Origin of the sequence: Citrobacter sp. RHBSTW-00986 (assembly GCF_013783065.1) — a bacterium.
GTDB classification, from domain to species: domain Bacteria; phylum Pseudomonadota; class Gammaproteobacteria; order Enterobacterales; family Enterobacteriaceae; genus Citrobacter; species Citrobacter braakii.
This window is the reverse complement of sequence record NZ_CP056200.1, coordinates 2,040,729-2,065,474: the sequence shown is the minus strand read 5'-3', so window position 1 is coordinate 2,065,474 and position 24,746 is coordinate 2,040,729. Positions and strand designations below refer to the sequence as shown.

The window sequence follows — 24,746 nt, the reverse complement described above, 5'->3', positions numbered from 1 at the left end:
CCCAACCAACTGCTGATTTTCTTAAGCGCAATATGAATAATTATACGTAATGACAATGTTTATATTTCAGGCTGCTGGCGATACTCGCAATGCTGACGGCAACGGGCATTTGCAGTATACTCCCGCCCTTAATTCTTAAACTGGTGCGGTGCATTTTAAGCCGCTTCATAAATGTAAGGTATTCCGGTGAATATTCAGGCTCTTCTCTCAGAAAAAGTCAGTCAGGCCATGATTGCTGCAGGCGCGCCTGCAGATTGCGAACCGCAGGTTCGTCAGTCAGCAAAAGTACAGTTCGGCGACTATCAGGCTAACGGTATGATGGCTGTCGCTAAAAAACTGGGTATGGCGCCGCGACAACTGGCTGAGCAGGTGCTGACTCATTTGGATCTCAACGGGATCGCCAGCAAAGTTGAAATTGCAGGCCCGGGCTTTATCAATATTTTTCTCGATCCGGCATTTCTGGCGCAGCACGTTCAGCAGGCGCTGGCTTCCGATCGTCTGGGCGTCACCCAACCGGCTAAACAAACCGTTGTGGTTGATTACTCCGCACCTAACGTAGCGAAAGAGATGCACGTTGGTCACCTGCGTTCCACCATCATCGGTGACGCTGCGGTGCGTACGCTGGAGTTCCTCGGTCACAATGTTATCCGCGCCAACCACGTCGGCGACTGGGGTACTCAGTTCGGTATGCTCATCGCATGGCTGGAAAAACAGCAGCAGGAAAATGCTGGCGAGATGGCGCTGGCTGACCTTGAAGGTTTCTACCGTGATGCGAAAAAACATTACGACGAAGATGAAGCCTTCGCGGAACGTGCCCGGAGTTATGTCGTGAAGCTGCAAGGCGGCGACGAGTACTTCCGTGAGATGTGGCGCAAACTGGTCGACATCACCATGTCGCAAAACCAGTTAACCTACGATCGCCTGAACGTCACCCTGACCCGTGACGACGTCATGGGTGAAAGCCTGTACAACCCGATGCTGCCTGGCATCGTGGCCGATCTCAAAGCTAAAGGCCTGGCTGTTGAAAGCGAAGGCGCTACCGTCGTATTCCTTGATGAGTATAAGAACAAGGAAGGTGAACCGATGGGCGTAATCATTCAGAAGAAAGATGGCGGCTATCTCTACACCACGACCGATATCGCCTGCGCCAAGTACCGTTATGAAACGCTGCATGCCGACCGCGTACTTTATTACATCGACTCCCGTCAGCATCAGCACTTAATGCAGGCCTGGACCATCGTGCGTAAAGCCGGTTATGTGCCGGATTCTGTGCCGCTGGAACACCACATGTTCGGTATGATGCTGGGTAAAGACGGCAAGCCGTTCAAAACCCGTGCGGGTGGCACGGTTAAACTGGCCGATCTGCTGGATGAAGCGCTGGAACGCGCACGCCGTCTGGTAGCGGAGAAGAACCCGGACATGCCTGCCGACGAGCTGGAAAAACTGGCTAATGCGGTCGGTATCGGCGCGGTGAAATATGCCGATCTGTCCAAAAACCGTACCACCGACTACATCTTCGACTGGGACAATATGCTGGCGTTCGAAGGGAACACTGCGCCGTATATGCAGTACGCCTACACCCGCGTACTGTCCGTGTTCCGTAAAGCCGATATCGACGAAAGCGCGCTGGCAAATGCGCAGGTGATTATCAGTGAAGATCGCGAGGCTCAGCTGGCTGCGCGTCTGCTGCAGTTTGAAGAAACGCTGACCGTTGTTGCACGTGAAGGTACGCCGCACGTGATGTGTGCTTACCTGTACGACGTTGCCGGTCTGTTCTCCGGCTTCTACGAGCACTGCCCAATCCTTAGCGCTGAAAACGAAGAGATTCGTAACAGCCGCCTGAAACTGGCACAGTTGACGGCGAAAACCCTGAAGCTGGGTCTGGATACGCTGGGTATCGAAACCGTAGAACGTATGTAAATCAGCTCACCTATCAGGCCTGACTCCGAAATTCGGACTCAGGCCTTTTTTATTTCTGTAACAGGCCATCTGTAACAACTCACAAGGAATGACACATTTCCGTAGAGATATGGAACATTTTTTGCCTGTCATCCCGTTTAAGCCTCCGTATCATGAGGCGGCGAATTAATCGGGTACGGGTCAATGACATTCAGAGATTTTGAGACGGAGGAAAAACTCTTCCAGCGGCGTGTATTGGTGGCCTTTGGCCTGGTGGTCATCTGCTTTGGCATCCTGATTTACAATCTCTACAACTTACAAATCTGTCAGCACCAGTATTACACCACCCGCTCAAATGCAAACGACATCAAAATGCTGCCCGTGGCCCCGACGCGTGGCATGATTTACGATCGCAACGACATCCCGCTGGTGCGCAACGTAACCTGGTACGACATTTCCGTTACGCCTTATAAAATCAGTGATATGAATGCCCTGATCAGGCAGCTCACGCCTATCATTGACCTCACTCCTGATGACATTGACCAGTTTCGCCATGCGCTGAAAGCCAGCAGCCGCTATCGCCCGGTCGTGCTAAAAAATGCGCTGACCGATGTGGAAATCGCCCGCTTCTCGGTTAACCAGTTTCATTTCAGCGGCGTCAATATCAATAGCTATGAAGACCGCCAGTACCCTTATGGCGCAGCGCTGGCACATGTCCTTGGCTATGTGTCAAAAATCAATGACAACGACCTGAAAGCGCTGGATCAAAAAGGCCTGACAGAGAACTACGCCGCCGATCACAACATCGGTAAGCAGGGTATCGAGCACTACTATGAAAATGAACTGCATGGGAAAACCGGTTATCAGGAGGTCGAAGTTGATAACCACGGACGCATCGTACGCCTGATCAAAGATGTGCCGCCCGTTGCCGGAAAAGATATCCATCTGACGCTGGACCTCCATTTACAGCAATATATTGAGAGTCTGTTGGTGGGCCAGCGGGCCGCCGTTTTGGTTGAGGATCCGCATGACGGTTCCGTGCTGGCAATGGTTTCGAATCCCAGCTATGACCCCAACCCGTTTGTCAAAGGTATCAGCTATCAGGACTATAACAAGCTGCTTCAGGATAAGGACCTGCCGTTAATCAACCGCGTCACGCAGGGGTTGTATCCTCCCGCCTCCACGGTCAAACCGTATATGGCGATGTCAGCGTTACTGGACGGCGTGATCACGCCGCAGACCCGTTTCTTCGGCGCCCCCACCTGGACGCTCCCCGGCACCGAGCGACATTACCGTGACTGGAAAAAAACGGGCCACGGTATGCTGGATGTCACCAAAGCAATTGAAGAATCTGCCGACACATTCTTTTATCAGGTGGCGTATATGATGGGGATTGACCGTATTAACAGCATGCTCAGCCAGTTTGGCTATGGCAAGCCGACCGGCATCGATCTTGGTGAGGAGTATAACGGCCTGCTCCCGAGCCGCGAATGGAAGCAGAAAGTGCATAAAAAAGCCTGGTATCAGGGAGATACCATTTCGGTTGGCATCGGCCAGGGCTACTGGATTGCCACGCCGATCCAGATGGTAAAAGCCATGGTCGCGCTGATTAACAACGGCAAGGTTATCGCCCCTCACCTGCTACGTGATGAAGAGAGCGGAAAAGTCATCACGCCGTATCAGGCTCCCGAAGCACCGTCACAAATTGCCTCTGCTTCGTCCTCCTACTGGGGACTGGTGCGTCAAGCGATGTTCGGCATGGCGAATGAGCCAAACGGTACCGGTTATAAGTTCTTTCACACCGCGCCTTACGGCATTGCAGCGAAAAGTGGCACATCACAGGTCTTTAGCCTGAAAGAAAATCAGACCTACGATGCGAAAATGATCCCCGTGCGTCTGCGCGACCACGTGTTCTATACCGCATTTGCGCCATATAAGAACCCAAAAGTCGCCATAGCGTTAATTCTGGAAAACGGCGGCAGCGATGGCGTCACCGCCGCACCAGTCATGCGTCAAATCATGGATCATCTGTTTGCTGCGCAGGGCGACGATGCTCAAGCGGGTCCGATAGCCGCAACGCCATCGGACACCGATATCAAAAATACTTACGCAAGTATTCGGTAAGGCACAGCATCGCCATTGCCTGACCGTAAGGCATGGAGGTCCGGGGGATGTTGCGGTAGAAATCGAGATTGTGGCCCATCCCGGTACCAAACGAGGTATGCAGCAATTCACCTTCCGGCGAAATATGTTGCACAATGCCTCTGATGGCTTTTTCGGCTACAGCCGCATAGTCTTGTCCGACATAGCGTTTACGTACCGCTTTGAGGATCCCATAGGCAAATCCAGCGGTTGCCGAGGCTTCAAGATACGACTGCGGGTCGTCCAGCAAGGTGTGCCACAGTCCGCTTTCATCCTGGCACTTCGCTAGCGCCGCGATTTGCGCGATCAAAACCTGCACCAGATAGCGGTGCACTGCATTGTTTTCCGGCAAATCAAGTAATTCGAGGAAATCCGGGATGACTATAGTTAACCAGCTGTTGCCACGCGCCCAGCGAGCGTTGGCGAAGTTATGCTGTCCTTCATAGCTCCAGCCGTGGAACCACAGCCCCGTTTCTTTATCCATCAGGTTTTGCACGTGCAGCAGGAACTGATAGGTTGCCTCTTCAATATACTCGGGACGGTTGAGCAACTTGCCAATCTTCGCCAGCGGTAAGACCGTCATCATCAACGTGTCATCCCACATCTGCTGGTGATTTTCTTCCGCCAGCGTAATGTGCTGCATACCGCCGAATTGGGTACGCGGCATATCATGCATTGCCCACTCAGCCCAGCTGTCGAGCCACGGCAGATACGCGGGATTACGCGTCTCTTCATAGCGATATGCCAGCGTTAAAAACGGTGCCATGGTGTTAACGTTTTTGGTCGTTGCACCTTCCGCAAAGCGATCGGCAAACCAGTTGTCGATAATATCGCGCATCGTGGCATCGCCGGTTTGCTGATAATACTGATACATCCCGTACAAGCCGATGCCGTGCGTCCACTCCCATCCCGCCCAGCCTTTGGTATCAATAACGCGTCCGTCATCCAGACGTAGCAAGAACTCGCCGGTCTCGTCATGAATATTGACCAGGTTATGCGTCACCTTTTTGATCAACGCTTTTAATTCATCCCTGGCAATAAAATGTTCTGGCTGGCGCAACAATGGGCTGTGTTTAACCGGATAAACAATCATTTACTTAACCTCTGTCAATGTCGAATTCAATACAGCACCCTTTTCCAGTTTCGGTGCCGCTGGTTTATTACGATTCAGGTAACCAATATTGTTGTTACCCCAAAGTGATTCATAAGGCATGCCCGATAGCATCTCTACGGTCGCGCGTCCTTTAGCGGATAGTCCTTCCAACACGGGTTGCCCGGACTCACGCATTTTTGCTGTCTCTTCACGCAGGGTGCTGTGCGTTTGCAGGTTCAGTTTGAAGCGCAAGGAAACCAGGAAACCCAGCGCCAGAACAATCAGCGTTCCGCAGCTCAGAATTAACAGGATGGTATGGCTGACCGCCACGGGCTGTGCGCTCTGACCGGAGACAAAACCAGACAACTGCATCACAATCCCCACCAGCATCACCGCTCCCGCCTGCGACGCTTTACGCGTTAACGTCATAATGCCGGCGAAGATCCCTTCCCGACGCTGACCGGTGATCACTTCGTCAACGTCGGCAATATAGGTGTAGATATTCCAGGGAACGTAGTTGATACCACCGCGTCCCAAACCCGCAACGGCGGAAACCAATAGCAACAGAGAATAAACATCGCTTAATCCGGCGTAATACAGCCCCGCATAGGAGAGTGAACTGAGGCCAAACAGGACGACCACCATGCGATAAGACGGCGCAGGTCCGAAACGGATGCACAATGGGATCATGGCGATAACGGCAATAAACTGGAAGATAGCCATCGTACCCAGCAGGTTTGACGCCATTGATGCTTCCTGCATCAGCACAAACACCACATAGTAAGTAAAGACGGCGTTAAAGACGTCCTGGGCAATATAGCCGCCAAGATACATTCCTAAATGCTGGCGAAAGATACGGATGCGCAGTGTTGAACTCAGTTCCACAAATAAACGGTTCATACTCTGACTCAAGGTCAGGCTTTTCTTCTCTTCTTCGGCTCGCAGCGCCGCCTCAGTCCACTCTTCCCGTGGGCGTTCCCAGGTAAAGAACCAGACGAAGGTCAGCATCAGTGCACACAGCACAGAAAACACCAGGCTGGCGTAGAAAAAAGAGACGGGGTTGTCCTTGCCAAACAGCGTCAGCAGAACGCCAGGTAAGAATGAGGCCAGAATGGCAGACATTTGCGCCATCGAAATGCGCGCGCCGGAGAATTTGGTTTTCTGTTTAAAGTCATCGGTCATTTCGGGTACCAGCGTTTCGTATGGCACCAGAATCATGGTGTAGACCACGTCAAAAATCAGATAGGTGAGCAGGTAGTACCAGAACCCCATATCACCCACCCACATTAGTGAGTAGCTAAAGACACAGGGTATCCCCAACAGAATAAAAAACTTGCGTCGCCCAAAGCGTTTGCCGAGCCAGGTGGAGCCAAAGTTATCGGTTAAAAAACCCATTAATGGGCTAACAACAGCATCCAACACCCTGGCGGTAGCGAAGATAAAGGTTGCTTCGATTGGCGTCAGGCCACAGAACGTCGTGTAAAAATAGAGTAGCCAGGCCGCGGTTAACGCCGTGGTGCCTGCGCCTAAAAAATCCCCCGAACCGTAGGCAAAATAGTTAACCAACCCAATTTTACGTGTATTCATTGCCGTTACCCCTGCACATTATTGGGAGGCCCCGCAATCCTCGCTTTGACATTGGGCCTCCTTACAGGGCCACAGTAAAAGCTAACAGCAAGTGAAACCTTTCTATTTTTGCCAGGGATATTCGTGAAATGGCAACAGCACAAAGAGTCCGGCAACGTATGTCACCTATTTTATAAAACAGCGTTTCTATTTAATCAAAGAGGCGGACTAGAATTGCGAAGCAGCCAGCAGTTTCTGCTGCTGGCCGGAATGAAGGGAGGCGTTAACGATAGTTCACAATCACCTGATTGCTCTGAACCTGTAAGGCGGGGATCAGGCGACCGCCACCGGGTACTTCCCAGACAAAATGCATCGGTTCGATGGCGGGAACATTATTGAATCCGTTGGTGGTCCCGCTTTGCCCGTCCAGCTCAACACAGCGGGACTGAGAACATAAACGCACCCGTAAACCCGCGGGCGTTGGGCCATTGAGCTCATAGCGCCAGGCCACCAGCGTCATCAACCCCGAGACCGGCTGGCTGGGCGTCAGAGGTGAAGACGAGGCTGACTGGCCGCGGTGATTTAAAGTAATCCCCATACCGCTGGCCTGCCAGGCGCCTTCTCCGGCAGCCTGCGCTACCAGAGGAAAAAACAACAACCACAGTAATTTACGCATTACTTACCTCCAATAGTCGCCGTCATACGGATATGGCGGTTGTCAGACAGCTCCATGTTCGATAACACCACCAGTTGCGGAATGCTGCGACGTAAAAAGCGTGCCAGTAACGGACGCAACGCGTGGTTGACCAGCAAGACCGGCGGCGCACCCAACATTTCCTGACGAGACAGCGCTTCCTGAGTCTGGGCCAGCAGTCGGTCTGCAAGACCCGGCTCCAGACCGCCGCCGCCCTGCAGCGCCTGCAGAAGCAAACGTTCGAGCGGAGTATCAAGGCCGATAACCTGAACCTCTTCATTACCCGGGAACCACTGCTGAGTGATGGCGCGTCCCAACGCAACACGTACCACCGCGGTAAGCTCATGCGGATCGTTTTGCAGCGGTGCATGTTCAGCCAGCGTTTCGAGAATGGTGCGCATATCGCGAATCGGTACTTTCTCATCCAGTAAGTTCTGCAGTACTTTATGCAGCGTAGTGAGCGTCACGACGCCCGGGACCAGGTCTTCCGTCAGTTTTGGCATCTCCTGCGAGACGCGATCCAGTAGCTGTTGCGCCTCCTGACGGCCAAACAGCTCAGCAGCGAACTGCCCAATCAGGTGATTAAGGTGCGTGGCGACAACGGTACTGGCTTCAACAACCGTAAAGCCCTGAATCTGCGCCTGTTCCTTCAATGCGCTTTCAATCCAGATAGCGTCCAGACCGAAAGCCGGATCGACCGTTTTCTCGCCCGGCAGTGACCCGGCGGCAGTACCAGGGTTAATGGCCAGCCAGCGTCCCGGATAGGCGTCACCGCTGCCAATTTCCACCCCTTTCATCAAAATACGATAGCGGGCTGGCTGCAGATCCATATTGTCGCGGATATGTACCACCGGCGGCAGAAAACCCATATCCTGGGCAAATTTCTTACGAATACTGCGAATTCGCCCCAGCAACTCGCCATCTTGCTGAAAGTCCACCATTGGGATCAGGCGGTAGCCTACCTCCATCCCCAGGGAATCCTCCAGTTGTACATCATTCCATGTTGCTTCCACCACGGAGTTGTTTTCCGGCATTTTCACCGGCTGCGGCTCATCCGGGGCTTTTTGCTCACGACCACGCATCCACCAAGCCAGACCCAGTAACGCGGCGGTAAACATCAAAAACACCAGGTTCGGCATGCCCGGAACCAGACCCAAAAGACCAAGCACCGCCGCACTAAGCAGCATGACACTAGGATTACTGAACAGTTGGGTCACCATCTGTTCGCCTACGTCCTGGTCGGTACTCACGCGGGTCACGATAACCCCCGCCGCGGTGGAGATTACCAGCGCAGGAATTTGCGCCACCAGCCCGTCACCGATGGTCAGCAGGGTATAACTTTCCGCTGCGCTACCCATGCTCATACCATGCTGCAACACCCCGACTAACAGACCGCCGACCACGTTGATCACCATGATCAAAATACCGGCGATGGCATCTCCACGAACGAATTTACTCGCACCGTCCATAGAGCCGTAGAAATCCGCTTCCTGCGTCACCTCCGAGCGCCGTTTTTTGGCTTCATCTTCGCCAATCAGACCCGCATTCAAATCCGCATCAATCGCCATTTGCTTGCCGGGCATACCATCCAGCACGAAGCGCGCGCCAACCTCGGCGATACGTCCGGCACCTTTGGTGATAACCATAAAGTTGATAATGACGAGAATAACGAAGACCACGATACCGATCGCAAAGTTACCGCCCACCAGGAAGTGACCAAAAGCTTCAACCACCTTTCCCGCCGCCGCCGCGCCGGTATGTCCTTCCATTAAAATGATACGCGTCGACGCGACGTTCAGGGCGAGGCGTAATAATGTGGTAAACAACAAAATCGTCGGGAATGCGGCAAACTCCAGCGTACGCTGGGTGAACATCGCCACCAGCAGCACCATGATCGACAGCGCAATGTTAAACGTGAACAGCAAATCGAGGACGAAAGCCGGCAACGGCAATACCATCATCGACAGGATCAGCAGGATAAGGATCGGTCCGGCAAGGATTTGCAGTTGCGTGGATTTCAGGTTGCTGGGCAAACGCAACATCGCGACCAGATTAGCCATCAGTATTCTTCTCGTTCATGAAATCCAGTGCTTCAGGCACCGGAAGGTTTTCAGGTTGTGGTGGACGCTTGCCGCCGGCGAGACGCCAGCGTTTTAGCTGCCATACCCATGCCAGCACTTCGGCAACGGCGGCATATAATTGACCCGGTATTTGTTGCCCAATCTCAGCATGACGGTATAGCGCACGCGCCAGCGGCGGCGCTTCTAACGTAGGGACTCGATGTTCAGCGCCAATCTCACGAATGCGCAGCGCCACCAGCCCCGCGCCTTTGGCAACAACTTTCGGCGCGCTCATTTTGTTCTCGTCATACTTCAACGCCACCGAATAGTGCGTGGGGTTGGTAACAATCACGTCCGCTTTCGGCACATCCGCCATCATGCGACGCTGCGCGGCCGCGCGCTGCATTTGGCGTATTTTGCCCTTAACGTGCGGGTCGCCTTCGCTTTGCTTAAATTCGTCACGAATATCCTGACGCGACATGCGCAGCTTTTTCAGATGGCTGTAAATCTGGAAAAAAACGTCGAACCCCACCATCGGAATAACGCCAAGCACCACCAACAGTGCGCACATGCCAACTAAATCCAGGGCGTTGCCCATCGCCGTAATCGGCGATTCCGCCATCAAACGCATCATCGCCGGCCAGTTATGCCAGAGATAAAATCCGGCCACGCTCCCCACCAGCGTGGACTTCAGTATCGCTTTGAGCAGTTCCGCTCCGGTTTGCGCTGAAAACATGCGTTTAATGCCCGGCAACGGATTCAGCTTAGAGAACTTGGGCTGCAGAGATTTACCGCTGAAAATCAAGCCGCCAAGCATCACCGGGGAGATTAATGCCACCAGAACGACGCCGGTAATCAACGGTAACAGCGCAATCATCGCGTCTTTAATCAGCAGGATGATTTGGCTGAGGATCAGGTTAGGGTCATTGACCATACTGTGGTCAAAACGTAATCCGGCCGACAGCATACCGGCCAGTCTGCGGGCAAGCGACTCCCCGCCAATCCAGATAATGCACACGCCCACCAGCAAAATAAGCAGTGAGGTCAGTTCTTTGGATCGGGGGACCTGCCCTTCTTCCCGTGCTTTTTCAAGTCGGTGGGGTGTGGGGGCTTCTGTTTTGTCGTCGTCGCTTTCTTCTGCCACGGCATTACTCTCGTCGTCACGGTCACGAGTATTATCGCGACCGCAACCATTGCCAATGCGTCGAATAGCGAAACGAAAACAGAGGAATTCGAGCGTTCGTTTGCCACGACAGCGCGAACGCTGCCGTGACAACCACGCGGTTAGCGCTGCCAGATAACGCGATAATGGCCCGATCCCACCTGCGCGCTATAGCCGCCGTCTACTGGCGCGAAGTCGAGGCCATCGGTATCGAGCAGCGTTTGTGCGCCATCAAGTATCACCATTGAGTGAGTATTCGGCGGAATATCTACCTCAAGGATGATGGACTGTAAGCCATCGCGCGCCGGTTCCTGCGTCCAGTGGACGGCAATATCACCATATACCGAGCCGTATCGCGCTTTCAGCCATGTCAGGCCACCGCCCGGAATAGGCCGCAGTACCGAAGATTTAAAGCCCGGCGCGTGTTCTTCGGTATTTATTCCCGCCGCCACGCGATACAGCCATTCACCGATCGCCCCGTAGGCATAATGGTTGAAGGAGTTCATGTCCGGGCTCCACATTGTGCCATCCGGTTTCACGCCATCCCAGTGTTCCCAAATCGTCGTCGCCCCGGCCTTTACCTGATACAACCAGCTTGGGAAGTCCTCTTTCATCAGTAATTGCCACGCCGCGTCGGCCTGCCCGTTTTCGCTCAATGCGTGACAGAAATAGGGGGTGCCGACAAACCCCGTCACCAGATGACCGTCATTTTCCGCCAGCAGTTCCAGCAGCGTTTGCACGGTGCGCTCGCGGTGCGCGTCCGGCACTAACTGGAAGTAAAGCGCCAGAATATGCGCCGTTTGCGTGCGTGCCGCCAGCCGCCCGGTGGCGGTAAAAAACTCATTGCGGAAGCTTTCGACAATCGCGGTATGCAGCGCCTGATAATGGGTGTGATCAACGTCATTTCCCAGTGCTTTGGCTGATTTCGCCAGCAGCAGCGTGGACAACGCATAGTAGGCCATGCAGGTCAGTTCATTCGGCGTTGCGCCAAAATAGCTGCCCTCTTTGGCATCCAGCGCAACCCAATCGCCAAACTGCAGTTTCCACGACCACTGATTCTCAACAGCGTTGTCATGCATAAACTCCACCCAGGCTTTCATGCTTTTGTACTGGCGGGCCAGCGTCTGTTTATCGCCATACATCAGGTACAGCGTCCATGGGTTAATCACCGCCGCATCGGCCCAGGCGGCGGCAGAATGGGTGCGCCCGTGGGATAAAAAGCGGTCGTTGTCGCATTTGCCGGTGAGGATATCGGGGATGACGTGCGGCACACCGCCCTCCGGCGTTTGGTCATGCTGAAGATCGGTCAGCCATTTGGCAAAAAAAGTGCGCGTCTGCATCAGATAACTCGCGGTGCGGCAGAAAATTTGCGCATCGCCCGTCCATCCCAGACGTTCATCGCGCTGCGGGCAGTCGGTTGGGATATCGACGAAATTGCCCTTAAGCCCCCACATGATGTTGTGATGCAGTTGGTTGAGATCCGCGTTTGAGGTTTCAATGTGACCCGTCGGCGTCATCGCGGAATGCAGCACGACCGCGACAAAGTCATCCCGCGTCGGCGTGCCAGGCCAACGTTCAATCAGCACATAACGGAAACCCTGAAAGGTAAAATGCGGGTGAAAACATTCTTCGCCATCGCCGCGTAAGGTGTAATCAATGCACTGTTTGGCGGTGCGCAGGTTCGCCAGATAAACATTGCCTTCGGCATCCAGCACTTCAAAATGGCGCAGCACCACGCGCTCACCTGCCGCACCGCACACCCGAAACTCCACCCAGCCGCTGAGGTTCTGGCCAAAATCAAGCACCGTCTCGCCTTTTGGCGTCGTGATGATTGAGCACGGCGCAAGCCGTTCTATTTCTTGTACCGGGCAGGCCGTTTGCGGTTGCAGCACCGAAGTCTCTGCCGCAAGCGTCGTCACCGCACGCCAATGCCCGGCGCTAAACGCAGGCTCGCTCCAGCCGCGCTGCTCCCGACGTGCGTCATACACTTCACCATCATAAATTTCAGCAAACAAAATCGCGTCATCGCAGCCCTGCCAGTGTGCATCCGTGGCGATTATCCGCTGGCTACCATCGCGGAGCGTCACCACCATATGGCAAATAAACCCCGTCTGCTGGCCGTAATAGTTGCGATAGCGGTTGAAGCTCATATCCCCTTTATACCAACCCGCCCCCACCATCGCGCCAATCACGTTTTCGCCTTCTCGCAGGTGCTCAGTCACATCCCAGGTTTGATACAACAGATGGTGGTGGTAGCTCGTCCAGCCGGGCGATAACTCATCACGCCCGACTTTTTCGCCGTTGATCCACAGTTGGTACAGCCCCAGCGCGCTGGCATGTACCACCGCCGAAACAATGTCATCACCGTCGGGCAAACTGAACGCATGGCGCAACAACGTGCCTTTTGAGTTGTCTTTATCCTGCGGCGTTTCAGCCGAGATAAACACCCCTTGCCACGCTTGCGCTGGCAGGCCGGTAATAAACGTTGCCGCCGGGCTCCAGCCGCTCTCTTCACCGTGGTTGTCGGTAATATGCACCCGCACAAAATAGCGCGTCGAGTGCTGGCAGGCGACGTCGGGCAATTCGATATTACTGGAGCGGTCATCGTGCATTTCACCGCTGTCAAACAGGCATTGGGCAAAATCTTCTTGCGCCGACAGTTGCAAACGCCAGCTACGCTGCTGTACATCGCGCAAGGTACTGGTGATTATCCAGCCGAAAACCGGCAGCGTTTCGCAGCCCGTCAGCGTGGTTTCATAGTTGAGCGTAATCTTTTCTACTGCCAACATAATTTTTCCCTCAGTGGCTCATATTCAGGCTTTGGCCCGCAAAGTATCGTGCGACGCCTGTCCGTTATCAGACGTCGCCACCATTTCTGTTTCTGCATTAAATTCATTACGTTGCTTGCCGTGGAAGCACAGCCAGCCGATCACCATGCCTATCGCCACAATCGCCGTCAGCAGGCAATAAAGAACCACTGGCCCCGCGCTCAACAGCACAGGAGTGACGAACGCCAACAAGCCGCAGGTCAGACGGGCGACACCGACAATCACCCCTTGCGCGGTGGCGCGTAGCATGGTGGGGAATGACTCTTGCGCCCACACTTTCATGATGCCTTCGAAGGCAAATCCTGTGCCGATATTGGTAAACAGCAGGCAGCAGAACCAGGAGAGTGGCGAGAAATTAAACAGTACCGGCACGAAATAACCACCGGACATCATCACCGCGCCAAAAATAAAGAATGGAACCCGTTTTGAGGTATCAACGACGCGCATAAACATCAACCCAGACGCCACGCTCACTGGCAGAATCAACAGCCCCCACAGCGAGTGCGTGCTGACCGAAATGCCCACCACATTTACCGCTACATAAGCCCCAAACTGCCCGCCGGTATTGGCCGCCAGATTGGTGAAGGTATAAAAGATACACAGCGAGATAAACGGCCACAGGTATTTGCCTTCGAGCAGATCGCGCCAGCCGGTTTTCTGCGCCCGCACGGTGGCGATGCCACGACGCAGTTCATCCTTTGCCGCCAACCACAGCGGCGACTCAGGGATAGACCAACGCAGGATCATCAGCACAACCGCCACCAGCCCAACGTGCATATACATGATTTGCGCGCCAATCAGCCCCCAGTCGCCGACGATAGCGGAGATCCCCATCGTGGCGCCAATTCCCACCAGCCAGAGTAAATTGGACAAGCCGATAATCTTGCCGCGGTTTTCATCGTTCGCCGCTTCGGAGATAGTCGCCAGAGAGACAGGTAAATCAGCCCCTGTCGCCAGCCCCACCAAGAGTGTGCCCAGCACCAGGAACGGGAAGTTCAAACCAAAGGCCAGCGCCAGCGTGCCGATAAAAATCATCGCCATCGTAATAATAAAAACATTACGACGACCAATACGGTCTCCAAGACGACCGCCACCAAAAGCCCCAGCGGCAATACTCAGCGTTAATAATCCAGATAAAATGCCAATTTGTAGTGCAGTAATACCCATTGTTTTTTGATAAATGACTAAGGCTGTACCACTGGAAACAATAGCCGCCGAATCAATATATGATGCCATTCCAGACACCACCCCAATATACCAAGGGTTAGGTGTTTTATTTTTTGACATAACGATTCCCTTAAATTTACAGATAGTAAGGCGAGAAATAAGCGTATGGCCTACCCCCGTCACGATGGATGGTAGTAATAATTTTTTATTGTTATTAACCTAACAATTAAATCGCTATTAAAACTCGTGAATGAAGTTCACGTTCATGGCTTGGAGGATAATGGAAATACCGTCGGTACGATTCAGTCAACCTGATCGCATTCATAAAACCACAACGTGCCGCAATTTCACTGATGGTTTTATCCGTAGTGCGCAGTAATTCTTGAGCTTTTAATACACGATACAACATCTGGAATTTAACCGGAGTATAACCGGTCACTCGCTTAATTAAGCGATACATCGTGCGCCTGGCGACACCGTTATCATCACTCAACACATTCCAGTCTAAATGACGCAAGCTACTGGTCTTGAGCATACGGATCAGGTTGGCCCGCCCTCGCTCATCAGGGCTAAGCGCCCCGGTTTGGCGGTCGCACTGGCAAAGTGTGTTGATGATGCTCAGCAAAGCGACTTCACACAATGAAAAATAGAGCACGTCATAGTTACTCTCGTTACGTGAGATTATCTCCTGGCTCAATACCTCAATACGCGCCAGCGCTCCCTGAGTTAACGCCAGCGCGGTAGGCTGTAGAAGTTTTTCTTTTATACAATCGAGCAAATTATCAATATGTTGTAAAAAATGAAAACTGCGCGGGCGACGAATCAATATATTAATAACCGACAGATTATTAGTTGAAACATAACTATGGGTATCGTTAGCGGTCACTAAAAAAAAGTCACCCTGACAGATAAAACGAACCAAGTCATTAATAATATGAAAACCACTACCGCTACGGACAATCACCAGTTCATCAAAATCATGCCCGTGCACACCTTCCATTAATTGGTTATTCATCGAAAAAAGACAAAACGCATGTTGCTCTGAATGAAAAAAATCATTCTCACGTAAAATTCGCATATCTCCCCCGCCGCTATTCGAGTAAAAACACTCGGGATATCGATAAATAACCTACTGACATAATATATTGCCTTGCACCGATAACCATTTAACTGCAATTATTATGACAAGTCTATATATCGCACTGTCACTCAGGCGTAACCTGCTGTGACCTCAGCATCATTTCGGCAAATAACCGCCAAGTTATGGCATAAAAAAGAGGATATACGCCGTGCAGATGAACCCACGTCATCCAGGCATTCAACCGGGTACGAATCATAGTGCAGGGCACATTGTGCCGACTGGCGGCCCAATAACCCTGCGGGATCCACAGAAGCGCCGCGCTCGGTATGCAGCGAGCGAACCCGTTCTGGCAACTTCACCGTAAAAATGGATAGTAAATAAAGAGAACGATAGGTATCTGTAGGCCGGATAACGCGCAAGCCGTTATCGGTTAGAATGCCCGGCGGCGAGCACCTGCCGGGCCAGCAAATAAAAACGCTACGGATCAGAACCCGAGGCTATCCAGCAGGTCGTCAACCTGATCCTGACTTGCCACCACGCCGGCTTTTGAGGTGTCAACCTGCGGGCCGTTAAGCAAGCTTTCGTTTTCACGTTTTGGACGAGCGCCCTGCTCTGGAATGTTTTCCAACAGAACCATCAGCAGCTGACGTTCAATCTCCTGGATAACATCCATCATGCGCTTGATGACCTGACCGGTGAGGTCCTGGAAATCCTGCGCCATCATGATGTCCAGCAGTTGAGCGTTAGTAAAGCTGGTATGCCCTGGCACATCACCCAGGAACTGGCGGGTATCGGTGACCAGTTCACGGGCGTCAGACAGCTCGATCGGATTTTCGAACCATTCATCCCAGCGTTTGGTCAGGTCTTTGGCCCCTTTTTCCATCGCGTCCTGGTGCGGCTGCGAAGCTTCCACACTGTTCAGCGCGCGCTCTGCCGCCTGTGCGGTCATCTGCACAACGTAATCAAGACGATCGCGGGCATCGGGAATCGCTTCTGCCGCTTCGGCAATGGCCTGATCCAGCCCCAGTTCACGCAGGCTGTCGCGCAGCATTCGGGTCAAACTGCCGATGCGCGCGATGATGTCCCCGGCTGAATGTTCGTCAGCAGGTTTAATTTGTGGTTGCATCATCATTATCACACCCTCACATGCCCAGTTTCTCAAAGATTTTATTGAGTTTCTCTTCTAGCGTCGCCGCCGTGAACGGTTTCACGACATAACCACTGGCGCCAGCCTGTGCCGCCGCAATGATATTCTCTTTCTTCGCTTCCGCCGTAACCATCAGCACCGGCAGGGCGGACATTCCGCCATCAGCACGAATGGTTTTCAGCAGTTCCAGGCCATCCATGTTCGGCATATTCCAGTCGGAAATGACAAAACCAAATCCCCCAGCCTGCAGCTTATTCAGCGCGTCCACGCCGTCTTCGGCCTCTTCAACATTGTTGAAACCCAGTTCTTTGAGCAGGTTACGCACGATGCGACGCATGGTGGAAAAGTCATCCACAACCAAAAACTTAAGCTCTTTATCCGCCATAAAAAATAAACTCCTGATTCAAATACGTATTGCCTGTCCGGCACTGATTTTCGCCAGCATTTGCTGGCTTACCTGGCTAAGATCGACCACTTCGCTTACGCCACCCATATTGATGGCCTCGCGCGGCATGCCGAACACCACACAACTTGCTTCGTTTTGCGCAATGGTCCAGGCACCCGCCTGGTTCATCGCTAACATTCCGGCGGCGCCATCGTTGCCCATACCCGTCAGGATCACTCCCACGGCATTACGCCCCGCATGTTTTGCCACCGAATGGAACAGCACATCCACTGAAGGTCGATGCCGGTTAACCGGTGGACCATCATGAATTTTGATCTGGTAGTTCGCCCCGCTGCGCGCCAGTTCCATATGCTTGTCACCAGGGGCGATATACGCATGCCCTGGGAGCACGCGCTCCCCGTCCTCAGCCTCTTTCACGGTGATCTGACACAGTTTGTTCAGACGCTCGGCGAATGAGCGGGTAAATCCTGGCGGCATATGCTGGGTAATAAGAATACCGGGACTTGAAAGCGGCAATGGCTGGAGTACATGGCGAATTGCCTCTGTTCCTCCGGTTGAGGCGCCAATCGCCAGCAGTTTTTCAGAACTGAGTAACGGCCCCGCTTTCAAGGTCACCTGTGCCGTCATGGGTTTGTGGGCCGCCAGTTTTGCCCGCGACGCGGTGCGGATCTTCTCAGCGATCATTTCGCTGTAGGCCAACATCCCTTCACGGATCCCCAACTGTGGTTTGGTGACAAAATCAATCGCTCCCAACTCCAGCGCCCGCAGCGTGACCTCAGAACCTTTACCGGTCAGCGAAGAGACCATAACCACTGGCATCGGACGCAGACGCATCAGTTTCTCAAGAAAGTCGAGGCCGTCCATGCGCGGCATTTCCACATCCAGCGTCAGGACGTCGGGATTGAATTTTTTGATTAAATCCCGGGCAACCAACGGATCCGGCGCCGTCGCCACCATTTCCATATCACTGTGGCTGTTAATAATTTCGGTCATGATTTGACGCATCAGTGCAGAATCATCAACCGATAACACCCTGATTTTACTCATGCTTTATCCTTACCTGGCGCATGCGCATACACCGTCTGTCCACGCAAGCTAAACTCGCGCACGAGGTTGCTAAAGTTTTCTGAATGACCTGCAAACAGCAGCCCATCTGGTTTAAGAAGTGGAACAAAACGGTGCAAAATGTCCTGCTGCGTCGTTTTATCAAAATAGATCATCACGTTACGGCAAAATATGGCATCGAAGGGGCCTGGCACGTTGTACTGCTTATCCAGTAAATTCACGCTGGAAAATTCAACATGCCCCGCCAGTTCCTGCCGAACGCGTACCAGTCCTTCATGCGGTCCGGTGCCACGCATGAAATAACGCTGTAGCTGCTGCGGTGACAGCGTCTTTAGCTCATCAAGGCGGTAGATGCCGCTTCTGGCTTTTTCCAGCACTTCGGTATCAATGTCGCTGGCAAAAACACGCCAGCGGCCCGGAGCCATACCTAAGGTATCGGCGAGCGTAATCGCAATGCTGTACGGCTCTTCTCCGGTTGACGCCGCCGCGCTCCAGACTCGGTATTCACCGCTGCGCCGACGAGCATGATCTGACAGCACTGGAAAATGATGCCCTTCGCGAAAAAACGCGGTCAGATTGGTAGTCAGGGAGTTAATAAAAGCCTGCCACTCAGCACTGTTCTGGTTAGCTTCCAGCATGCTGAGATAGCGACCAAAGTCATCCAGTCCCAGGGTTCGCAGACGGCGGACCAGGCGGTTATAAACCATGTCCCGCTTATGGTCGGCCAGTACGATCCCCGCACGCTGGTAGATTAATTGACATATCCGACGAAAATGCGCGTCAGACAGCGCGAGGCGCTGTGTCATCTGTAACAATAATGACGTTTGCCCAGGGGGCAGAGATGATGTCATAGCGCCTTCTCAATCACATTCAGGATACAACGGGCACAACCTGCGGCTGCGCCAATTCTTGTTTTGCTACGGTTTGCTCTTCAAGCTTAAAAAATGCGACACAGGCAGAAAGATTATCGGCCTGCATGGCAAGTTGTCCGGTGGCGGATGCGGCTTCTTCCACCAGCCCGGCGTTTTGCTGCGTCACGGAGTCCATCTGGCTGACGGCCTGCGCCACCTGCTCGATGCCTCTGCGCTGTTCATCAGAAGCAGAAGCAATCTCGCCCATGATGTCGTTAACCCGGGTAACCGAGCTGACAATTTCCGTCATGGTGCGCGCTGCCATATCAACCAACTGCGAGCCCTGATGCACTCGGGTGACAGACTCCTCAATGAGACCCTTAATTTCTTTCGCCGCCTGTGCGCTACGGCTTGCCAGATTGCGCACTTCACCCGCAACCACGGCAAAACCACGCCCCTGCTCACCCGCGCGAGCAGCCTCAACCGCAGCATTCAGCGCGAGGATATTGGTCTGAAAGGCAATGCTGTCAATCACGCCGATGATGTCGCCAATTTTCTGCGAGCTCGCGGAAATCTCATGCATTGTGCTGGCGACCCGGGACGTCTGTTCGCCGCCTTTATGCGCTGTATCTGCCGCACTTTTGGCAATTCCTGACGCCTGGCGCGCGTTATCCGCATTCTGTCCTACGGTGGCGGTCAGTTGTTCCATGCTGGCTGCCGTTTGCGCCAGCGCGGCCGCCTGCTGTTCAGTGCGCGAAGACAAATCGTTATTACCCATCGCGATTTCTGAAATACCGCTATGCATGGCTGAGCTGCCCTGGCGTACTTCGCTTACCGTTTCACGCAGTGCCTGCTGCATCTTCTTCAGACTGGCAAAAATGGCTGAGATCTCATTGCGCCCATAAACCGCTACCGGCCGGGCCAGATTACCCGCGGCAATGCTGTCGAAATGACTGCCCACGATCGCCAGCGGCTGGACAATCATCTTGCGCGACCAGTACAGCGCACCGCTGGTGAGCAGTGCCGCCAGTACCACCATGGTGGCGAAAATCACCCCCGACATATGGTAATTTCGCTGGCTCTGCTCTCCTGCCGTTTGCAACACGCGATCGATGTTGCTCTGCCACGCATTCACATTTGCATCAAAAGCATCCTGAGCAGCCTGCACCGGCGCGGTCAGAAAATCTGACAACTGATTGTTTTCAAGCCAGGTGGCCTGATGCGCGAGAGCGCTGTGCCACTGGCTGAAACTTTTCTCCGTTGCGCCAAACAGCGCCTTTCCTTGTGCCGTCGTATCCGATGTCGCCATAAAGCGTTTAAACATCAATTCAGACTGCGCCAGGCTATCACGTGCGAGGGTCATCAGCGTGTTGATATCCTCTGGCGGATAGCTCAGGGCGGTCAGCGTCCCTGCCTTATTAAGGGCCGTACTGGCCTGTAATAACACAGCGCGGGTTTGGGCCAGCGCAGCGCGTTGCTGATTACTTCGTTCGACCTGATTCAGGTTCTGAAAACCGTCCCGAAATGCCCAGAAGGACAAGCCATTACTGCCAATCTGCAAAACACCGCAGAGGATTAAAATCAAAAACAGCGTGGTCGAAATTCGAATACGATTAAACATCAACGCTCCCATTGGGCGGCACTGGCCGCGGTTTAACTATCAGTCAAAATGTTTCCCAATTCGTATCTTGCTCATTGTTCTGGCGCGGATAGGATGCGGCCGCCGTTGCAGGTAATCGTGTATCGCGCGGCTTAGCCGACGCCGGACGTGACGCAAGGCGGAAAGTCGACACCGACTGCGTCAGGCGGCTGGCCTGTTCTTCAAGAGCAGCGGCAGCGGCAGCCGATTCCTGTACCAACGAGGCGTTCTGCTGCGTAACGCGATCCATCTCGGATACCGCGAGCGCCACCTGATCAATCCCCCGGCTTTGCTCGTCGGAGGCCGAGGCAATCTCGCCCATAATGTCGGTCACCCGCGTTACGGCATTTACGATGTCGTTCATCGTTTCGCCTGCGCTTTCTACCAATACGGACCCGGTATCCACTCGGGAAACCGAATCCTCAATCAACGCTTTGATCTCTTTCGCTGCCTGCGCACTGCGACTTGCCAGATTACGCACTTCGCCCGCAACCACAGCAAAGCCACGGCCTTGTTCACCGGCACGCGCCGCTTCAACCGCCGCGTTCAGTGCGAGAATGTTGGTCTGAAAAGCAATACCATCAATAACGCTGATGATGTCGGCGATTTTCTTCGAGCTATCGGCGATTTCGTGCATGGTGTTCACCACGCTATCAACCACTTTGCCGCCATGCTGTGCGGTATCGGAGGCGCTTTTCGCCAGTTGCGAGGCCTGACGCGCGTTGTCCGCATTTTGCTTCACGGTTGCGGTCAACTGTTCCATGCTGGCTGCGGTCTCTTCCAGCGCAGAGGCCTGCTGTTCAGTACGAGATGAAAGGTCGGTGTTCCCGCTGGCAATTTCGCTGGTCCCGGAATAAATCGCATCAGAACCTTCACGCACCAGGGTGACGGTTTCCGTCAGCGAGCGCTGCATATGATCAACCGTACTGGCCAGCTCGCCGATTTCATTACGACCGCTGACGGCCAGGGTCGCGGTCAGGTTACCGCTGGCGATTTCCCGAATATGGGCAATGACGCGAGACAGAGGATTAAGCAGGGTATGGCGGATGCCGTACCACACCACCACCAGAATCAGCACCAGCACTACGGCCAGCACGCCAAGCTGCCATTGGGCGAAATGGTAATCCCGCGCACTTTTATCGAATGCCTGAGCGTAAAGCTTTTCGCTAACGCTGGCGTACTTGCCCAGCGCCTCACCGAGCGCGTTTTGCATTCCCTGAGTCGGTTGCGCGAAATAGGCATCCATATTGCCGTTCTCCAGAAACTGAACCAGTTCTGTTAAGGCCGCATGGTACTGCTGATATTTCTCCTCAACGTTGCCGCTGGCTTCTGCCATCTCGGGTAACGGTGTGATGTTTTTAAATTTTGCGTAATGTGTTTCGGCCTGCGCCAACGATGCTTTCGCATTCTTCAGCAGATCGTTTTTCGCGCTGCTTTGCTGGTTGGACGCGTCCATCATCATGCGTGCAGAAGAACGGCTTAAATTGATACGTGTTTGCAGCATCAGATCCCATGTTGAGGTGAGTTCACTTTGCTGCTGTCGAAGATCGTTAGAAATAACAAAACTTTGCTGATTCTGCTGCAATGAAGAAAACAACAGACCACCGGAAACAAGCTGTAGCAGTGCGAAAACCCCCAGCACCATCATCAGCATTGTGACAACGCGGATACGGTTAAACATAAGGCACCTTCCTGAAAACGAGTTATCAACGTTATCGGCAGTCGCTGAGATAACTTTACGTTTGCGAAAAGGAAATCCTGAAGGGACGTGAAGCCTCGCGGAAGGAGGGGAAGACGGGTGTACGGCAACCACAAATCATTCACATAAAAACGTCACAATTATCATGTGAATAACATTCAAATTTATCTGTGGGCGCGGTCATATTGGATGAAATAGTCATTATTTCGTGACCAGGATCACAAATACATATCCTCTGCACCACAACAAAATGGATAAAAAATTAAAAAAAGTTGTATCAGCTGGCGCTTTAATTCAATTTATATGATGAATACTTAGTTACCAATTAATAAATATAAAAAATGAGTAACCGAACAATAAATGTTAAATCCTTACTGAGGGCTTTTTAGTGGCAAATGCAAACAAACTCACGTTGTTTATCGTGATCTTCATGCTGGCGGGGATCCTGTCAGGGGCGGTGATCCACTCTTATGCCGCCCCCGGCGTAGTGACCGCCTGGGCCGATAATATTACGCTTCTCACCGACATCTTTTTGCGCCTGATTAAAATGGTGATCGCACCTTTAGTATTCAGCACCCTGACCGTTGGTATTATGCGCCTGGGGGAAACGTCCACCATCGGGCGCGTAGGCGGCAAAGCGATGATCTGGTTTATTAGCTCTTCCATACTGTCTATTCTGGTCGGTCTGTTTGTGGTTTCTCTTGAGCAACCCGGCAGCGGGCTGAACCTGGCGATCCCGCTGGAAGCCACTGATACCGGCCTGGCCGTGAGCGGCATGAGCCTGAAAGGTTTCCTGACTCACACCATCCCAACCAGCATAGCCGAGGCGATGGCCAACAATGAGATCCTGCAAATTGTGGTGTTCTCGATGTTCTTCGGTATTGGTGGCGCATCCCTTGGTGAGAAGTTCAATGCCCCGCTGGTTGCCGCGCTGGATGTGGTCTCCCACATTATGCTGAAGGTGACTGGCTACGTGATGTACGTTGCGCCGCTGGCCATTTTCGCCGCCATTTCCTCCGTTATCTCCACCCAGGGTCTGGGGATCCTGCTTAACTATGCGTCGTTCATCGGCGGCTACTATGTGGCTATTTTGCTGACCTGCCTGGTTCTGCTGGCGGTCGGTTATGTCATGCTGAAAAAAGAGGTTTTTCGTCTGGTAAGCATGCTGAAAGATCCGGTTCTGGTCGCATTTACTACCAGCAGCTCGGAAGCCGCCTATCCGAAAACGCTGGAGCAATTAACCAAATTTGGTTGCTCGCCCAACATCGTGTCATTTGTATTGCCTATCGGTTATTCATTTAACCTGGTCGGCTCGATGGTTTACTGTTCATTTGCCTCGATGTTTATCGCGCAGGCCTATAACATTCACCTCTCCTTTGCAGAAATCACCGTCCTGATGCTGACGCTGATGCTGGCGTCAAAAGGGATTGCCGGCGTGCCGCGTTCTGCGCTGGTGGTGCTGGCAGCAACCATTCCGAGCTTTAATATTCCGGTTGCCGGGATTCTGTTACTGATGGGTATTGACCACTTCCTGGATATGGGACGTTCAGCAATCAACGTATTAGGTAACGGGATTGCAACGGCGATGCTGGCACAAGATGAAGGTTTACTGGAAGAAGAACCGGAGCTGGTTGAGCGGGAAGCGTAAGGGGAAATCTGCCGGATGTGCTACGCGTATCCGGCCTACAACAGCAATCATTGTAGGCCGGATACGGTATAGCGGTTACGCGACGTGGCTGGCGGCAATATCCAGCAGCGCCATTTCTTCGCTATTGAGCAGTTTCTCAATGTTAACCAGAATCAGCATCCGGTCACCCAGCGCCCCCAGTCCCGTCAGGTATTCCGTCGACAGCGTTACGGCAAATTCCGGTGCCGGACGGATTTGATCCGTTGTCAGCGACAGCACATCCGAGACGCCATCGACCACAATCCCGACCACCCGCTGGCCCAGATTCAGCACAATCACCACGGTGTTTTCGTTGTAATCCACATCGCTCTGGCTAAACTTCACGCGCAGGTCAACAATCGGCACAATCACACCGCGCAGATTGGTGACACCTTTGATAAACGCAGGCGTGTTAGCAATACGCGTCACCTGATCGTACCCACGGATTTCCTGCACTTTCAGGATATCGATACCGTACTCTTCATCCCCCAGTGTGAACACGAGGAATTCCTGACCTGACGGTTCGCCGGCCAGTTTAGTTACATTACTCATACCGGTCATATTATTCCCTTCTCACTCAA

The 24,746-nt window shown here is 53.2% G+C and carries 18 protein-coding genes; 3 read left to right on the top strand and 15 right to left on the bottom strand.

The genetic code is table 11. The features are described 5' to 3' along the window. The first annotated feature begins 186 nt into the window (after positions 1 to 186). Both argS and mrdA read left to right on the top strand, forming a co-directional pair. Complete coding sequence (argS, locus tag HV345_RS10085) at positions 187 to 1,920, top strand: arginine--tRNA ligase (protein WP_016153423.1); 1,734 nt, start codon at positions 187 to 189, stop codon at positions 1,918 to 1,920. Positions 1,921 to 2,103: 183 nt separating this feature from the next. Continuing rightward, positions 2,104 to 4,023: a penicillin-binding protein 2 gene (gene mrdA, locus HV345_RS10080; RefSeq protein ID WP_181636573.1), complete on the top strand. Its 1,920-nt coding sequence runs from the start codon at positions 2,104 to 2,106 to the stop codon at positions 4,021 to 4,023. Here mrdA and HV345_RS10075 read toward each other — a convergent pair. The 14 genes from HV345_RS10075 to tar all read right to left on the bottom strand — a co-directional run bounded on the left by HV345_RS10075 (position 3,995) and on the right by tar (position 22,481). Further along, positions 3,995 to 5,134, bottom strand: coding sequence for a glycoside hydrolase family 105 protein (locus HV345_RS10075; protein WP_181636572.1), 1,140 nt, complete (start codon positions 5,132 to 5,134; stop codon positions 3,995 to 3,997). The genes mrdA and HV345_RS10075 overlap by 29 nt on opposite strands. Continuing rightward, positions 5,135 to 6,721 carry an MFS transporter gene (locus tag HV345_RS10070; RefSeq protein WP_103283733.1) on the bottom strand — a complete coding sequence of 529 codons (1,587 nt, stop codon included), beginning with the start codon at positions 6,719 to 6,721 and terminating at the stop codon, positions 5,135 to 5,137. 262 nt (positions 6,722 to 6,983) lie between these two features. After that, the gene (flhe, locus tag HV345_RS10065; RefSeq protein WP_016153427.1) at positions 6,984 to 7,376 is read right to left on the bottom strand and encodes a flagellar protein FlhE; all 393 of its coding nucleotides are present in this window, start codon (positions 7,374 to 7,376) and stop codon (positions 6,984 to 6,986) included. Further along, positions 7,376 to 9,454 (bottom strand): flagellar biosynthesis protein FlhA, encoded by a 2,079-nt coding sequence (gene flhA, locus HV345_RS10060; RefSeq protein ID WP_016153428.1) that lies wholly within the window; start codon positions 9,452 to 9,454, stop codon positions 7,376 to 7,378. The genes flhe and flhA overlap by 1 nt, the downstream gene beginning before the upstream one ends. Next, positions 9,447 to 10,598, bottom strand: a complete 1,152-nt coding sequence (gene flhB, locus HV345_RS10055; RefSeq protein WP_016153429.1) for a flagellar biosynthesis protein FlhB — start codon at positions 10,596 to 10,598, stop codon at positions 9,447 to 9,449. Before flhB ends, flhA begins: the two co-directional genes overlap by 8 nt. A gap of 140 nt (positions 10,599 to 10,738) precedes the next feature. Then, positions 10,739 to 13,405: an alpha-L-rhamnosidase gene (locus HV345_RS10050; protein ID WP_181636571.1), complete on the bottom strand. Its 2,667-nt coding sequence runs from the start codon at positions 13,403 to 13,405 to the stop codon at positions 10,739 to 10,741. Positions 13,406 to 13,429: 24 nt separating this feature from the next. Continuing rightward, positions 13,430 to 14,731, bottom strand: a complete 1,302-nt coding sequence (locus tag HV345_RS10045) for an MFS transporter (RefSeq protein WP_094761091.1) — start codon at positions 14,729 to 14,731, stop codon at positions 13,430 to 13,432. Positions 14,732 to 14,837: 106 nt separating this feature from the next. After that, positions 14,838 to 15,689, bottom strand: a complete 852-nt coding sequence (locus tag HV345_RS10040; RefSeq protein ID WP_181636570.1) for a helix-turn-helix domain-containing protein — start codon at positions 15,687 to 15,689, stop codon at positions 14,838 to 14,840. A gap of 487 nt (positions 15,690 to 16,176) precedes the next feature. Next, a complete protein-coding gene (gene cheZ, locus HV345_RS10035) occupies positions 16,177 to 16,821 on the bottom strand; it encodes a protein phosphatase CheZ (protein WP_029139578.1) in 645 nt (214 codons plus the stop codon). A gap of 13 nt (positions 16,822 to 16,834) precedes the next feature. Continuing rightward, positions 16,835 to 17,224: a chemotaxis response regulator CheY gene (gene cheY / locus HV345_RS10030; RefSeq protein ID WP_016153434.1), complete on the bottom strand. Its 390-nt coding sequence runs from the start codon at positions 17,222 to 17,224 to the stop codon at positions 16,835 to 16,837. An 18-nt stretch (positions 17,225 to 17,242) separates the two neighbouring features. Beyond that, positions 17,243 to 18,292, bottom strand: a complete 1,050-nt coding sequence (locus HV345_RS10025; protein ID WP_016153435.1) for a chemotaxis response regulator protein-glutamate methylesterase — start codon at positions 18,290 to 18,292, stop codon at positions 17,243 to 17,245. After that, positions 18,289 to 19,161, bottom strand: coding sequence for a protein-glutamate O-methyltransferase CheR (gene cheR, locus HV345_RS10020; RefSeq protein ID WP_016153436.1), 873 nt, complete (start codon positions 19,159 to 19,161; stop codon positions 18,289 to 18,291). The genes HV345_RS10025 and cheR overlap by 4 nt, the downstream gene beginning before the upstream one ends. 19 nt (positions 19,162 to 19,180) lie before the next feature. Then, positions 19,181 to 20,782 (bottom strand): methyl-accepting chemotaxis protein IV, encoded by a 1,602-nt coding sequence (tap, locus tag HV345_RS10015; RefSeq protein WP_046275661.1) that lies wholly within the window; start codon positions 20,780 to 20,782, stop codon positions 19,181 to 19,183. Positions 20,783 to 20,825: 43 nt separating this feature from the next. Beyond that, positions 20,826 to 22,481 carry a methyl-accepting chemotaxis protein II gene (gene tar, locus HV345_RS10010; protein ID WP_046275660.1) on the bottom strand — a complete coding sequence of 552 codons (1,656 nt, stop codon included), beginning with the start codon at positions 22,479 to 22,481 and terminating at the stop codon, positions 20,826 to 20,828. Positions 22,482 to 22,887: 406 nt separating this feature from the next. Here tar and HV345_RS10005 point away from each other — a divergent pair, with 406 nt between their 5' ends. Beyond that, a complete protein-coding gene (locus tag HV345_RS10005) occupies positions 22,888 to 24,147 on the top strand; it encodes a dicarboxylate/amino acid:cation symporter (protein ID WP_016153439.1) in 1,260 nt (419 codons plus the stop codon). A gap of 75 nt (positions 24,148 to 24,222) precedes the next feature. Here the strand turns inward: HV345_RS10005 and cheW are convergent, their stop codons facing one another. Then, positions 24,223 to 24,726 carry a chemotaxis protein CheW gene (gene cheW / locus HV345_RS10000; RefSeq protein ID WP_003034638.1) on the bottom strand — a complete coding sequence of 168 codons (504 nt, stop codon included), beginning with the start codon at positions 24,724 to 24,726 and terminating at the stop codon, positions 24,223 to 24,225. Positions 24,727 to 24,746: the final 20 nt, after the last annotated feature.